Origin of the sequence: Shewanella frigidimarina (assembly GCF_003797125.1) — a bacterium.
In the GTDB taxonomy this organism is placed as follows: Bacteria; Pseudomonadota; Gammaproteobacteria; order Enterobacterales; family Shewanellaceae; genus Shewanella; species Shewanella frigidimarina.
Genome location: NZ_RKKE01000002.1, coordinates 505,596 through 521,144 on the forward strand (window position 1 = coordinate 505,596; position 15,549 = coordinate 521,144).

9 protein-coding genes are annotated in these 15,549 nt (G+C 42.5%); 2 read left to right on the forward strand and 7 right to left on the reverse strand.

Going from position 1 to position 15,549, the window contains the following annotated elements; all coding sequences use genetic code 11:
- Positions 1 to 123: 123 nt before the first annotated feature.
- The 4 genes from cydX to purL all read right to left on the reverse strand — a co-directional run bounded on the left by cydX (position 124) and on the right by purL (position 7,984).
- Positions 124 to 234 (reverse strand): cytochrome bd-I oxidase subunit CydX, encoded by a 111-nt coding sequence (gene cydX / locus EGC86_RS07160; RefSeq protein ID WP_011636618.1) that lies wholly within the window; start codon positions 232 to 234, stop codon positions 124 to 126.
- A 17-nt stretch (positions 235 to 251) separates the two neighbouring features.
- Positions 252 to 1,391, reverse strand: coding sequence for a cytochrome d ubiquinol oxidase subunit II (gene cydB / locus EGC86_RS07165; protein WP_123777087.1), 1,140 nt, complete (start codon positions 1,389 to 1,391; stop codon positions 252 to 254).
- A 15-nt stretch (positions 1,392 to 1,406) separates the two neighbouring features.
- Positions 1,407 to 2,963 carry a cytochrome ubiquinol oxidase subunit I gene (locus EGC86_RS07170; RefSeq protein WP_011636616.1) on the reverse strand — a complete coding sequence of 519 codons (1,557 nt, stop codon included), beginning with the start codon at positions 2,961 to 2,963 and terminating at the stop codon, positions 1,407 to 1,409.
- A 1,139-nt stretch (positions 2,964 to 4,102) separates the two neighbouring features.
- Entirely contained in the window at positions 4,103 to 7,984 is a 3,882-nt protein-coding gene (gene purL, locus EGC86_RS07175) for a phosphoribosylformylglycinamidine synthase (RefSeq protein ID WP_123777088.1), read from the reverse strand.
- Positions 7,985 to 8,339: 355 nt separating this feature from the next.
- Between purL and mltF the strand changes: the two genes are divergently transcribed.
- The gene (gene mltF / locus EGC86_RS07180; RefSeq protein ID WP_011636614.1) at positions 8,340 to 9,770 is read left to right on the forward strand and encodes a membrane-bound lytic murein transglycosylase MltF; all 1,431 of its coding nucleotides are present in this window, start codon (positions 8,340 to 8,342) and stop codon (positions 9,768 to 9,770) included.
- Between the two features lie 315 nt (positions 9,771 to 10,085).
- Here the strand turns inward: mltF and tadA are convergent, their stop codons facing one another.
- The 3 genes from tadA to guaB all read right to left on the reverse strand — a co-directional run bounded on the left by tadA (position 10,086) and on the right by guaB (position 13,903).
- Entirely contained in the window at positions 10,086 to 10,565 is a 480-nt protein-coding gene (gene tadA / locus EGC86_RS07185; protein ID WP_165871042.1) for a tRNA adenosine(34) deaminase TadA, read from the reverse strand.
- A gap of 189 nt (positions 10,566 to 10,754) precedes the next feature.
- Positions 10,755 to 12,332 carry a glutamine-hydrolyzing GMP synthase gene (guaA, locus tag EGC86_RS07190; RefSeq protein WP_123777090.1) on the reverse strand — a complete coding sequence of 526 codons (1,578 nt, stop codon included), beginning with the start codon at positions 12,330 to 12,332 and terminating at the stop codon, positions 10,755 to 10,757.
- Between the two features lie 104 nt (positions 12,333 to 12,436).
- Positions 12,437 to 13,903 carry an IMP dehydrogenase gene (gene guaB, locus EGC86_RS07195; RefSeq protein ID WP_011636611.1) on the reverse strand — a complete coding sequence of 489 codons (1,467 nt, stop codon included), beginning with the start codon at positions 13,901 to 13,903 and terminating at the stop codon, positions 12,437 to 12,439.
- A gap of 118 nt (positions 13,904 to 14,021) precedes the next feature.
- Between guaB and xseA the strand changes: the two genes are divergently transcribed.
- The gene (gene xseA / locus EGC86_RS07200; RefSeq protein WP_123777091.1) at positions 14,022 to 15,362 is read left to right on the forward strand and encodes an exodeoxyribonuclease VII large subunit; all 1,341 of its coding nucleotides are present in this window, start codon (positions 14,022 to 14,024) and stop codon (positions 15,360 to 15,362) included.
- Positions 15,363 to 15,549: the final 187 nt, after the last annotated feature.

Below are 15,549 nucleotides of genomic sequence, written 5' to 3' on the forward strand. Positions count from 1 at the left end.
AATGAGTGCTAGTTTGAGTCATAAGTTAAAACCGGTCGGTTTTAGTTTTGTAAACAAGATGAATCGCCAATAAAAAACCGCTTTATTACTAAAGCGGTTTTTTCATATCAAACGATATAACGTTTATAGTTCGTTGTTACGATCCATATTTTCAGTATTCTCAAGCCATAACGCGTTGATGATACCGAATGAACACGCTAACAATACCCCTAAAATCCACGCAAAATACCACATAGACGTTGCTCCTTAATTTAGTAAAGTGAGCTTTTGTTGTTTTCAACAAACTCACGATTTAAGCGGCCGTACATCTTGTAGTAAGTCCAAATGGTGTAACTTAATACTGTGGGTACGAAGATAATAGCGGCAACTGTCATCACTTTAAGTGACATTTGACTGGCTGTAGCATCCCACATTGTTAAGCTGACATTAGGTTCTAATGATGAAGGCATAACAAATGGGAACATTGCTGCTCCACAGGTCAAAATGACACAAGCAACCGCTAGCGAACTGAAAAAGAACGCAAATCCACTACGATTTAATCGACTGGCAAAAATCACTAATATTGGCATTAATAACCCTAATACCGGGAATAGCATGGTAAGAGGATATTTATCATAGTTAGTTAACCAAGCGCCCGCTTCAACCGCTACAGTCTTAGTGGTTGGATTTGACGGACCAGCAAGGTCAAGGGCTGAGGTAATAACATAACCATCAATACCGTTTACAAGCCAAACACCAGCTGCACCAAATAGAACCACTAATAAACCACCACAAACTTGCGATACTTTAGCACTTCTAACCCGCAGCTCTCCGTCGGTCTTCATTTGTAACCATGTAGAACCTTGCATTATCACCATAGTGACACTCACAAGACCGGCTAATAAACCAAACGGATTCAATAAACCCAACAGACCGCCATGATAAGTAGCACGTAGATATTCATCAAAGTTAAATGGTACGCCTTGAAGCAGGTTACCAAATGCCACACCAATGATTAACGGTGGTACAAAACTGCCGACAAATAATGCTCTATCCCATGACTTACGCCATCTTGGATCTTCAATTTTAGAGCGATAATCAAAACCGACTGGACGTAAAAACAATGCAAATAGCACTAGCATCATTGCCACATAAAAGCCTGAAAACGATACCGCGTAGACCATAGGCCAAGCAGCAAATAATGCGCCACCAGCCGTCACTAGCCATACTTGGTTACCGTCCCAATGTGGTGCGATAGTGTTAATCATAATACGGCGTTCAGTATCATCTTTACCAATAACGGGTAACAATATACCTACGCCCATATCAAAGCCATCTGTCACGGTGAAACCAATAAACAGCACGCCGATTAACGCCCACCAAATAAATCTTAATACTTCATAATCAAACATAATCAGGTCCTCAGATTAAGCATCTTGGTTTTCGAAATGATAACGACCGGTCTTTAAGCTGCTTGGACCAAGACGAGCAAACTTATACATCAAGTAAGCTTCTATCACCAACAGGATGGTATAGAACACCGTAATCGAAATAATACTGAACCAAAGATCCGCCGTCGTTAAACTAGACGCCGACATGAATGTTGGCAGCACTTCAGAAATGGTCCAAGGTTGGCGACCAAACTCTGACACAAACCAACCAGCTTCAATGGCTACCCATGGAAGTGGCAAACTGTAAAGAGCAGCACGAAGTACCCACTTTTTCTCGGCGATTTGATGACGAGTGCTTTGCCAGAAGGCCGCAGCAAACACCAATAGCATTATCACCCCAGAACCAACCATTAAGCGGAAACTCCAGAACATAGGCGCCACAGTAGGAATTGAGTCATAAGACGCTGCAATAATTTGCTCTTCAGTCGCATCAACCACTTTGTCGGTATAACGCTTAAGCAAGAAACCATAACCTAGGTCGATTTTGGTCGCTTCAAATTGCTCTCTAACTTCAACCGATTTATCACCAGCACGTAATTTTTCAAGTAGAGCATACGCAACCATACCGTTACGAATTCGTACTTCGTGATCTTTAATAAGATCCTTAATACCGGTCACTTCTCCATCTAAAGAACGAGTGGCAATAATGCCCATCGCATATGGGATCTTAACGGCGTAATCCGTGTGCATAGTTTCTTGGTTAGGGAAACCAAATGCCGTAAAGGCTGCTGGTGCTGGCTCTGTGTGCCATTCAGCTTCAATTGCCGCTAATTTAACACGTTGCACTTCACCTACTTCATAACCTGATTCATCGCCTAACACGATGACCGATAAAATAGATGCCATACCAAAGCTTGCGGCAATAGCGAATGAGCGACGAGCAAAAGGTAAATCTCGGCCTTTCAATATGTAGTATGAGCTAATAGCTAATACAAACATCGCACCAGCTACATAACCAGAGGCGACGGTATGAACAAACTTAACTTGCGCAACGGGGTTAAATACCACTTCGGCAAAATTGGTCATTTCCATACGCATGGTTTCATAGTTAAACACAGAACCCACCGGGTTTTGCATCCAACCATTGGCGATCAAAATCCATAAAGCTGACATATTAGAGCCAAGGGCAACGAGCCATGTGACGGCTAAATGTTGGCGCTTACTGAAGCGATCCCAACCAAAAAAGAACATCCCGACTAACGTAGACTCAAGGAAGAATGCCATTAAGCCTTCAATCGCCAGGGGCGCACCAAAAATGTCACCTACGTAATGAGAATAGTAGGACCAGTTAGTACCAAACTGGAACTCCATCGCTAAACCCGTTGTCACGCCTAAGGCAAAGTTTATCCCAAACAACTTACCCCAAAATTTAGTCATGTCTTTATAAACTTGCTTATTGGTCATCACATACAGTGATTCCATAATCGCAAGAATAAAGGCTAAACCTAGGGTGAGTGGAACAAATAAAAAATGATACATGGCTGTCAGCGCAAATTGAAAACGCGATAGCTCAACGACCTCTTCGATAATCATTGGCGACTCCTTACTTCAGTACAACCAAATACGACACAGCAACATACCGTTGCCATAATGATGATGTTATACCTGAAAACGGTCATATTGAAGCAGTGGACAACTCACCAAAGAGTGAAAAATGATAAATTAACCTGTTTGCCTATGTTTTCAAGCCCAATCCTAAACGCCCTATATCTTACGGCATATTCACTTTGTAGATCATATTTTTTAGTCAATTATGTGACCAGCATTAGATTTGGTGCATGGAGAATGTTTTATTACAGATAATCAGCCCATTAGCGTAAAGCATGTCGATTATTTCAGCAGATATTAGCTGTCAGGTTGATCACAATCATAAATGAACTTGCGATATTCAGAGTGATAACATTTGAACACGAATTTGCAACCCTCTTGAGGTATTGACAAAAAACGCATAATTGCTAGGCATAAACAGCAAGCTGGCCTAATTTTAGATAAAAAGCTCAACTCACACAGATTGTTAATATAAAGTAGCAAAATACACAAAAAATTAATATTAGATAAATATTTCTATAATTTACATTTAAAGTAAAAAGAAATAAATTGTTATTTTTCAATGCCATACAAAATCATAACTATTAATTATCTTAAAACAAAACATTCAATCATTAAATAAACTAATGTCAAACATCATTTTTCCTCGTTTGAATGCACATTAGTTCAATTGTATAATTTGCGCACAGTTAAGAACACGAACACGAGTTGTGCAATCAGTCGTTGTCTTAATTCCAGTGACCTAACCTAGAGAGAATGTGCTATGACTCAATTATTCGAACATGTTGCCAACCTATACATACGTGTTTTTACTGAAATGTTTACTGCTAAAGAAGTGAAATAAGCGAGCACACTTTTTTATTTATACCGTGTTTAGTGGATGTTTTTGTTAGCGCAGAGATCATATTAAGCGGTAATCGTTATTATCCAATGATAACGAATCAGAAAACCCCATAGAGTAAATCTATGGGGTTTTTCTTTTTCACCACAACATAAAGTCAGTTGCGGTAAACAAATTGAAACCAATAAAAAAGGCGACTCAACGGAGTCGCCTTTCGCTTTAGTTACATTAAGTAATTTAACTAAATCAAGTGATTTTGCTAAACTAAGTGCATGATTTGCTATTAACCAATCTTCACTCGTGCATTACGGAACATACGCATCCATGGGCTATCTTCACCCCAATTATCTGGATGCCATGAATTAGCAACAGTTCTAAATACTCGTTCAGGATGCGGCATCATAATGGTTACGCGACCATCAGTGGTACAAATACCCGTTAAGCCATTAGCAGAACCATTTGGGTTTTCTGGGTACTGGGTCGCAATTTGACCATGACCATCAACATAGCGCAGTGCAATAGTGCCTGATGCTTCTGCATTTGCTAACGCTTGAGCATTGGCAAATTCAACTAAGCCTTCACCATGCGATACTGCGATAGGCATACGAGAACCGACCATGCCTTCAAAAAATACCGATGGATTTTGTTGCACTTCAACCAAACTGAATCGAGCTTCAAAACGCTCAGAACGGTTACGCACAAAACGTGGCCAATGCTCACTTCCTGGAATAATTTCTTTCAGGTTAGATAACATCTGACAACCATTACACACGCCAAGGGCGATGCTTGAATCACGTTCGAAGAAACGGCTAAACTCGTCGCGAGCACGATCATTAAACAAAATCGATTTAGCCCAACCTTCACCAGCGCCTAACACGTCACCGTAAGAGAAGCCGCCACATGCCACTAGGCCTTGGAATTCTTCTAAACTAATTCGACCAGATAAAATGTCCGACATGTGCACGTCGCGACTTTCAAAACCGGCACGGTCAAAAGCGGCTGCCATTTCAACATGAGAGTTAACGCCTTGCTCACGTAAAATAGCCATTTTAGGTGCGACACCTTTAAGGATATAAGGTGCGGCGACATCTTCACTTGGATTAAAGCCTAATTTAACCGTTAAACCTGGCGCATCAGCTTGTTGTTTAAGCTCATATTCTTCACGCGCACATTCCGGATTGTCACGTAGCGCTTGCATGCGATAGGTTGTTTCTGACCATAAGGTACGCAGTGCAGTACGGCTGTCAGCAAATATGACTCGCTCGCCGTCATTAATGCTAATTTTGTCTGCCGTTTGCAAACCACCGATGTGATGACACGTTACGCCTTTAGCTTCAAATTGCGCGGCAATGGCTTTAGCATCAATAGCACTGACTTGAATTACAGCACCAATTTCTTCGTTAAATAAACGTTCTAAATCAGTACCACTCAAGCTGGCTAAATCAATTGTTAACCCGGTATTACCAGCAAAAGCCATTTCCACGAGAGTGGTAAATAAACCGCCATCACTACGATCGTGATAAGCCATAACCGCTTGATCGGCTACGAGTTGCTGCATCACTTCAAAAAAGCCAGCTAAGTTAGCGGTTTTATCCAATGTTGGTGCAATGTCACCTAACTCACTGTAAACCTGCGCTAAACAAGAACCGCCTAAACGGTTTTGGCCATTGCTTAGGTCCAGCATTAATAAAGCACTGTCACCTTTATCACTGCGAAGCTGTGGCGTTACCGTTTTACGAATGTCTTGTACTACACCAAAGGCAGTGATGACTAACGACATAGGCGATGTGACGGTTTTCTGAGTGCCGTTATCTTCCCATGCGGTTTTCATCGACATGGAGTCTTTGCCAACAGGAATTGTTATACCAAGTTCAGGACAAAGGTCTTCACCAATCGCTTTAACGGCTTGGTATAAACCGGCATCTTCACCAGGATGACCCGCTGGAGACATCCAGTTAGCAGAAAGCTTAATACGCTTGAACGAGCCAATGTCAGTACCAGCAATGTTCATAATCGATTCGGCAACCGCCATGCGGGCTGAGGCGTCAAAGTCGAGTAAAGCTAACGGAGTACGCTCACCCATCGACATCGCTTCACCGCAGTAACTGTCATAACTTGAGGCGGTTACCGCGCAGTCGGCAACTGGAACCTGCCATGGACCCACCATTTGATCGCGATTCACTAAACCAGTAACGGAGCGATCACCAATGGTGATAAGGAAGGTTTTGTCTGCCACTGTTGGCAAGGTTAAAATGCGCTTAACAGCATCTTTTAGCTCAATTTTAGTTTGATCTAACGCTGGCGATACTGCTTTGGCAGTTACCACATCACGGCTCATCTTAGGCGCTTTACCCAATAAAACTTCAAGCGGTAAATCAATCGGCTTGTTGTTAAAATGGCTGTCGGCAAGCGTTAAATGCATCTCTGCTGTCGCTTCACCAACCACGGAAAATGGCGCGCGTTCACGGGCACAAATATCAGCAAACTGTTGCAAGTTCTCTGGTGCAACCGATAATACATAACGTTCTTGTGATTCATTACACCAAATTTCAAGCGGGCTCATGCCTGGCTCGTCAGAGGGAACATTACGTAAATTGAATACCCCGCCGCGATCAGCATCATTCACTAACTCAGGGAATGCATTAGATAATCCGCCTGCGCCCACATCGTGAATAAATTGAATTGGGTTGGTGTCACCTAATTGCCAACAGCGATCGATAACTTCCTGACAACGACGTTCCATTTCTGGGTTTTCACGTTGTACAGAAGCAAAATCTAAATCTTCGCTAGATTGACCAGATGCCATTGAAGATGCAGCACCACCGCCTAAGCCAATGTTCATTGCCGGTCCGCCAAGCACAATGAGCTTAGCACCAATGGTAATTTCGCCTTTTTGAACATGATCTTCACGGATATTGCCTAAGCCACCAGCAATCATAATCGGCTTATGATAGCCGCGTACTTCAACACCATTATGGCTAGACACTAATTGCTCGTAGGTGCGGAAATAACCGGTAATGGCAGGACGACCAAATTCGTTGTTAAATGCTGCGCCGCCAAGTGGGCCTTCGAGCATAATTTCTAACGGTGTGACAATACGATCTGGCTTACCGTAATCCCCTTCCCATGGTTGTACAAAACCAGGAATTTTTAAGTTAGAAACAGTAAAGCCAGACAAACCCGCTTTAGGTTTAGAACCTCGGCCAGTAGCACCCTCATCGCGAATTTCACCACCTGAGCCAGTAGCCGCACCAGGATATGGACTAATTGCAGTAGGATGATTGTGCGTTTCGACTTTCATCAATATATGCATTGGCTCGGTGTGATAGTTGTAAATACCATCGGGATCAGGGAAAAAACGTCCCGCAACAGAACCTGTCATCACCGCAGCATTATCTTTGTAAGCTGATAACACGTAATCAGGTGTCACTTCAAAGGTGTTTTTAATCATTTTGAACAATGACTTTGGCTGTACTTCACCATCGATTGTCCAATCTGCATTGAAAATTTTGTGGCGACAATGTTCCGAGTTTGCTTGAGCAAACATCATTAATTCGATGTCGTTAGGGTTACGCTTTAAACGAACAAAATTTTCAATTAAATAGTCAATTTCATCATCGGCAAGGGCCAAGCCTAGCTTAATGTTGGCCACTTCTAATGCGCGGCGGCCTTCAGCAAGAATATTCACACTGCTAAATTTTGCCGGTTCTGTACGAGCAAATAATACTTCAGCAGCTTCAAACGCTGGCAGCATCACTTCGACCATACGGTCATGTAATAACCCTTGCAGTAGTTTTTGTTGTTCTGCGGTTAATACTGACGCTTCAACATAATAAGCAATACCACGTTCAAGACGGCTAACTTTGCCTAAACCACAGTTATGAGCAATGTCGGTTGCTTTAGAAGACCAAGGAGAAATAGTGCCAGGACGAGGAGTAACAAACAGTAAAGTGCCTTGTGGAGCATGAGACTCAATAGCTGGGCCATAAGTAAGAATAGTTTCTAACTGTAGACGTTCATTATCATCTAGTGGTTCACTCAAACTGGCTAAATGTACATATTCAGCATAAATTTGAGAAACAGGAAGCGCTGCGTTTTCGCAAGCCTCCATGAGTTTTTGAACTCTAAATGCAGATAGTGCTGGGGCTCCGCGAATGATTTCCATCACGTCTATTCACCTTTATAATATAGGAGGATCAGAATTGGCGCTATTATAGGGAATTGCACACTACAAATCACCTTCAAGCACCGGTGAAAACAGTGTTTCCTGATAGGGAAAATATCCCACTCAAGTAATGCTAAAGTGAATAACATGATCACTTTACCTTTTAACAAAAAACAACCATAAAATGCTGCTTACTTGCTCAACTATAGGCGTTTAGGAAAACTCCTGATAAAGTAAGCCAAAAATAAGCTAACTCCCCTACATATTTAAAGGCTATTCAACCGGTATTTCATTCGTTTTTACACATCACTCTGGTGACATTAACGAAACAACTTAAGATAACCAATTAATAAATATGATCAAAACCTTATTCATAATATTACTTTGCGGGATTCTCTCTGCCTGTCAACCTGTTGATATTCAAGATGTTGATATTGCCGCTCCTGCACCTAAGCGTACCGTATTAAAGGTAGGGACCTTATATGGCCCACAGATTTATCTGAATTCAGAACAGGGTGAAAGCGGATTCGATTTTGAAATGGCGCAGCGCTTTGCTGACTATTTAGCCGTCCCTTTAGAGATGATCCCGTATACCAATCGCAAGCAATTATTTGCGGCATTAAAAGAAAACAAGATTGATATTATTGCGGCCGGTATCGCTAAAACCCCCAACCGCAGTCAACAATTCAAGCTCGGACCAACATTATATAAAGTCAACCAAGTACTGGTATATAAGGAAGGCACTCCGGAACCCAAAGACATTAGCACTCTGTCGGGTGAGATTACCGTCATGGCTAACTCATCTTCGGTCAATACCTTAACCAAATTACAAAAAGACTATCCTGAGTTGATGTGGAATCAAGTCAACGACAAAGACAATGAAGAACTGTTTGCACTAATAGCCAACGGTGAACTGAACTACACCATTTCAGATTCAAATAGTTTATTGATCAATCAACGTTTTTTACCCGAACTGCGCGCGGGAATGATTTTAGAAGAAAAAGTCGAAGTGGTGTGGCTATTACCGCCTAATAACAGCGATCGTTTAATGAGTAAGTTGTTGGCTTTTTGGCATAAAGAAAGGCGTGCGGGTACGCTGGAGCATTTAAACGAGAAGTATTTTGGCCACGTAAAACGTTTTGATTACGTTGATACTCGCGCCTTTATCCGCGCAATTGATAATATTCTTCCCGAATATCGCAGTTTTTTCGAGGAGTATTCTGGAGAGTTAGATTGGCGTAAATTAGCGGCCGCCAGTTATCAAGAATCACACTGGAATCCGAGTGCTCGCTCACCTACCGGGGTGAGAGGTATGATGATGCTAACCCAGCCTACAGCAGCTTACGTCGGTGTAGATGATCGTCTAGATGCAGAACAAAGCATACGTGGTGGCGCATTTTATTTAAAAGACATGATGGAGAGACTGCCAGACACCATTTCTGAAGCTCAACGGATCTGGTTCGCACTGGCGTCTTATAATATCGGTTTAGGCCATGTTGAAGATGCGCGCCGATTAACAGAATCAATGGGAATGGATCCAAGCGCATGGCGTGATGTCAAAAAAGTATTACCTTTGCTGCAACAATCTAAATATTATAAACAAACTCGCTATGGTTATGCTCGTGGTAGTGAAGCTGTCCATTATGTTGACAGTATTCGTCGTTACTACGACACCTTAGTTTGGATCGATAATCAAACCAAAACAATGGAGATTATCGAAGAGAAAGAACAAGTTGAAGTGATTGCAGAAGAAGTGCCAGCCAAAAGTCACGTATCGGCGCAATAATTATTATGCGTGAGAGTTTATCGTCATAAAGCTGACCGATAATCGTCACGAATATAAGGTACTATGGTGCTGAATTTATCGTTAGAAAGCATTCTGCTAAAGTATGTTGTTTATCAGTAACCTCGGTGAGGTTAGCCAATATTAAGGGATCACGGTATGAGAAGAAGAGCTATAAGCAATACCATGTCACGTCGTCGTGTCATGCTTAAAGTACATAAAAGCCGCATTCAAAATCGTCAACGAGCTCATTTTTTATTGGTTCAAACTGAAAATTAATCTTTCGTTAACCACATAAAAACAAGTCACTCAATCAGTCTATTTTTTAGCTAACTGTTTGAGTGCTTTTTTTTCTGCTCTACGTCGCTGAAAAAATGCACTTAATTGCGCGCCGCATTCTGCTGCCAACACACCTGAACTGACTTCAAGCTGATGATTAAATACAGGATGTTGCAATAAATTAATCACACTACCCGCCGCGCCAGTTTTTAAATCATCCGCACCATACACAACCCGCGCAATACGGCTGTGCACCATGGCACCCGCGCACATAGTGCAGGGCTCTAACGTGACATATAAGGTTGTGTCGAGCATACGATAATTCTCTAACACCTTGCCTGCTTGACGAATACATTCCATCTCGGCGTGAGCGGTTGGGTCGTGATTTACAATACTTAAATTACAACCACTGGCAATTAACACATCGTCTTTAACCAATACGGCACCCACAGGCACTTCGCCTTTTAGCTCGGCTTGCTCGGCAAGTTGCATCGCTAAACGCATCCACTTTTCATCAATGGCGCGCTGAAGCTGATTCGATTTATCATTGTGCGCATTAGAAAGTGGGCAAGTATCGGTGGAAACGTGTGTTTTTGGGGTCTCTGTCACTCTATAAAACCTAGGTAATTGTCATACATGGCTATTCTAGCAAATAAAAAAGACGCCGCAGCGTCTTTTTTAAATCAAACTAGGTGTCACGCTACAGCGTTATTCCCATTCAATTGTTGCAGGCGGCTTACCTGAAATATCATAAACCACACGAGAAATACCATCGACTTCATTGATAATACGGTTAGAAACGCGGCCTAAGAAATCATACGGCAAATGTGCCCAATGTGCGGTCATAAAGTCGATAGTTTCTACCGCACGTAGCGATACAACCCAATCATACTTACGACCATCACCCATCACACCTACCGAACGAACGGGTAAGAAAACGGTAAAGGCTTGGCTCACTTTATTATACAAATCAGCTTTGTGTAGCTCTTCAATAAAGATAGCGTCTGCACTGCGCAGTAAATCACAATATTCTTTTTTCACTTCGCCAAGTACACGAACACCTAAACCTGGTCCTGGGAACGGATGACGATAAAGCATGTTGTAAGGCAGGCCTAACTCTAAACCAATTTTACGCACTTCATCTTTAAATAACTCACGTAATGGTTCAACTAAACCCATCTTCATATCGGCAGGTAAACCGCCAACATTGTGGTGCGACTTAATCACATGTGCTTTACCGGTTGCACTGCCCGCTGATTCAATCACATCAGGATAAATAGTGCCTTGGGCTAGCCATTTAGCATTCGCGCATTTTTTTGATTCTTCATCAAAAATTTCGACAAAAACACGACCAATGATTTTACGCTTCGCTTCAGGTTCTGCTTCGCCAGCCATTGCATCTAAGAAACGGTTTTCAGCATCAACGTGAACAATATTGAGTCCAAAATGATCGCCAAACATTTCTAATACTTGCTCGGCTTCGTTCAAACGCAGTAAACCGTTATCAACAAATACACACGTTAGTTTATCGCCAATCGCCCGATGTAATAGCATCGCCACAACCGATGAATCTACCCCGCCAGATAACCCCAGAATAACTTCGTCATCACCAATTTGCTTTTTTAAACGCTCAATAGCATCTTCAATAATTGATGATGGCTTCCAATTGGCTTTACAGCCACAAATGTCTAACGCGAAATGCTCTAGCATACGCTGACCTTGGCGAGTGTGAGTCACTTCAGGGTGGAACTGTACGCCGTAAAAACCTTTCTCTTCATTGGCCATAGCGGCAAACGGACAAGTTGCCGTTTTCGCTACCGTCACAAAACCTTCAGGGATAGCAGACACTTTATCACCGTGGCTCATCCACACATCGAGCAAAGGTTTGCCTTCTGCGCTTACTGCATCTTCAATGCTTTTAAACAAAGCAGATGTGGTTTGTAATTCAATTTGTGCGTAACCAAACTCACCTTCACCCACGCCTTGAATCACTTTGCCACCAAGTTGTTCTGACATGGTTTGCATGCCGTAACAAATACCCAATACCGGTACACCAGCAGTAAACACATACTCTGGGGCACGTGGTGAATTGTCTGCGGTGACACTTTCAGGGCCACCAGCCAAAATAATACCATTTGGGGCAAACTCACGAATTTGCGCTTCGCTCACATCCCACGCCCATAACTCACAATACACACCAATTTCACGGATACGACGCGCAATAAGTTGAGTGTACTGAGAACCAAAATCGAGGATTAGAATCTTATGATCGTGAATATTACTCATGAATAACCTTTACATATTAATTAAGTGTAATAACTCGCATCCAATTGATGCGGGCAAATTAACGCTAATAAAACAAGGGCGACATAACGTCGCCCTTACAGTAATTATGAACGATAGTTTGGTGCTTCTTTGGTAATGGTCACGTCATGAACGTGTGACTCGCCCATACCTGCTGAAGTCACTCTTACAAACTGTGCTTTTTCATTTAACTCTTTAATCGTGGCACAACCGGTTAAGCCCATGCATGAACGCAAGCCGCCCATGTGTTGGTGAATGATCTCTTTCAACTTACCTTTGTACGGCACGCGACCTTCAACACCTTCAGGTACTAATTTGTCTGCTGCGTTGTCACTTTGGAAGTAACGGTCAGATGAACCTTGAGTTTGGCCCATAGCACCCAGAGATCCCATACCACGGTATGATTTATAAGCACGACCTTGGTAAAGTTCAGTTTCACCTGGCGCTTCTTCAGTACCAGCAAACATAGAACCCGCCATGATGCATGATGCACCTGCAGCTAATGCTTTAGCTAAGTCGCCAGAAAAACGAATACCGCCATCAGCAATAACAGGAATGCCTAACGCGAGTACGGCTTCAGCAGCATCAGATACCGCAGTAATTTGCGGCACACCAACACCCGTTACAATACGAGTAGTACAAATTGAACCAGGGCCGATACCGACTTTAACGGCGTTAACGCCCGCTTCAACCAGCGCAAGTGCGCCAGATGCGGTGGCAACGTTGCCGCCAACAATTTGTAAATCAGGGTATTTGGCTCTAGTGTCACGAATGCGCTGTAATACGCCTTCAGAGTGACCATGTGATGAGTCAATCAATAACACGTCAACACCGGCTTTTACGAGCGCGTCAACACGTTCTTCATTGCCAGGACCAGCACCGACGGCTGCGCCAACACGTAAACGACCTAATTCGTCTTTACATGCGTTTGGTTTGCGTTCAGCTTTTTCGAAATCTTTAACGGTGACTAAGCCTTTAAGTTTAAAGTTTTTATCAACCACTAAGACTTTTTCAATACGATGAGAATGCATTAGTTTTTGCACTTCATCTAACTTAGTACCTTCAGTTACTGTGACTAGACGATCTTTTGGGGTCATCATGTCGGCAACGGTTTTGCTCCAATCAGTCACAAAACGCACATCACGGCCTGTAATAATACCCACAAGTTCGTGTGCATCATTCACTACAGGGTAACCAGCAAAACCATTATGTTCAGTTAATAAACGTAAATCAGTTAAGCTTGTGGTAGGCGTAACAGTAACGGGGTCTTGAACAATACCGGCTTCATAACTTTTAACTTTACGGACTTCTTCAGCTTGTTGCTCAATACTCATGTTTTTATGAATGAATCCTAAACCACCTTCTTGCGCCATCGCGATCGCAAGACGAGATTCAGTCACAGTGTCCATGGCAGCTGACACAAGTGGAATATTTAATTCGATTTTAGTCGTTAAACGAGTTTTAAGAACTGCGGTATTAGGGAGTACGGTCGAGTGGGCAGGAACCAACAACACATCATCAAAGGTTAGTGCATCTTTCAGTAAACGTAGCATGGCAACATCTCCCTAGTAAGTAGGATTTGAGGTGAAATATTGCGGCGAGATTATACCTTGCATATTGCAGTTGGTAAATGGAAAATAGATTTTTATTAACGTTAGAATGAGAACTCTCATGAGTGCCACAAAAAACAATGTTTATAGTGTTTCGCAATTAAATAGCGAAGTGAGGCATATTCTTGAAGGACAAATTGGCAAAATTTGGCTAAATGGTGAAATATCAAACTTTTCGGCTCCAAGTTCAGGGCATTGGTATCTCACGTTAAAAGACGCTCATTCACAAGTTCGCTGTGCCATGTTTAAGGGCCGTAATCAATCTGTGCGCTTTAAACCCGTCAATGGTCAACAAGTGTTGATTAAAGGCGCCATCAGTGTTTACGAGCCTCGTGGCGATTATCAGCTGCTACTAGAGTCAATGCTGCCAGCAGGTGACGGACTACTCGCACAGGAATTTGAAGCGTTAAAACTAAAATTGGCCGCTGAAGGCTTATTTGCACTAGAAACCAAACGCCCTATTCCAACCAATATCCAACGAATTGGTGTCATCACATCGGCAACGGGGGCAGCGTTGCGAGATATCTTGCATGTATTGGCACGCCGAGATCCATCAATCGAAGTAGTTGTGTACCCAACTCAAGTTCAAGGTGCTACAGCCAGTCAATTAATCTGCCAAGCAATTGTCACCGCCAATCAACGCATGGAAGTTGATGTGCTGTTGCTTACCCGTGGTGGCGGTTCGTTAGAAGATTTATGGTGCTTCAACAGCGAACATTTAGCCCATGCGATTTACAACAGTGCACTGCCTGTTGTTAGCGCAGTTGGCCATGAAATAGATACCACTATCAGTGATTATGTAGCCGATGTACGCGCCCCAACGCCGTCAGCCGGTGCAGAATTATTATCAAAAGACAAAGGCAATAAAGCAGAAAAGTTGGCGCTATTATTATCGCGTTTGCAGCAAGGGATGAAGCATTACCAATTGCAGCAATATGGACGATTAACTCAGTTATCTCATCAGCTTCAACGCCATGAGCCGCAACATAAACTGCAGCAATTTGAACAGCGATTTGACGAAATTCAAATGCGCTTAGAAAATGCCTTACAGCATAAACTCAGTCGCTTAACCTTACGCCACCAGCAATTACATAATCGTTTGCAACAACGTTCACCAATTAATACTCTAACCTTAGAAAAACAGCGGCTTGGGTATTTAATTGAACGCTTTAACGACGCCAGTAAAGACTATTTTAAACAGGCTGAATCACGAGTTTCACAAGCCGCCCATAAACTTGACACTGTCAGCCCACTGGCAACCTTAAGCCGGGGTTATTCAATCACAAGTACCAATGAGCATGTTATCGAAAATGCCAATCAATTAAGCAATGGTGATGTTATTCATACTCGGTTAAAGCAAGGAAGTGTCACCTCCACCGTGACAGATGTTTCAACTAAATAACAAGCATGGTTTCGATGATAGAAATGTGGCAAAAGGACGTAACGTGAAACAGATAGATTATCGATTATGTATGCTTGTTATTTAGATCACTTACCATCCATATACCAATTATCTGTGCCAAATACATGTAGTCATCTAGATTATTGTTCACTAACTCCGTTATCGGTTAAGCAAAAAAAGCCATCTT

What these genes read in the sequence shown, in the direction of transcription:
- guaA (WP_123777090.1), bottom strand. Translation starts at nt 12,332, where the DNA reads ATGAGTAATATTCACGATCATAAGATTCTAATCCTCGATTTTGGTTCT.
- cydX (WP_011636618.1), bottom strand. Translation starts at nt 234, where the DNA reads ATGTGGTATTTTGCGTGGATTTTAGGGGTATTGTTAGCGTGTTCATTC.
- xseA (WP_123777091.1), top strand. Translation starts at nt 14,022, where the DNA reads ATGAGTGCCACAAAAAACAATGTTTATAGTGTTTCGCAATTAAATAGC.
- cydB (WP_123777087.1), bottom strand. Translation starts at nt 1,391, where the DNA reads ATGTTTGATTATGAAGTATTAAGATTTATTTGGTGGGCGTTAATCGGC.
- mltF (WP_011636614.1), top strand. Translation starts at nt 8,340, where the DNA reads ATGATCAAAACCTTATTCATAATATTACTTTGCGGGATTCTCTCTGCC.
- guaB (WP_011636611.1), bottom strand. Translation starts at nt 13,903, where the DNA reads ATGCTACGTTTACTGAAAGATGCACTAACCTTTGATGATGTGTTGTTG.
- EGC86_RS07170 (WP_011636616.1), bottom strand. Translation starts at nt 2,963, where the DNA reads ATGATTATCGAAGAGGTCGTTGAGCTATCGCGTTTTCAATTTGCGCTG.
- purL (WP_123777088.1), bottom strand. Translation starts at nt 7,984, where the DNA reads ATGGAAATCATTCGCGGAGCCCCAGCACTATCTGCATTTAGAGTTCAA.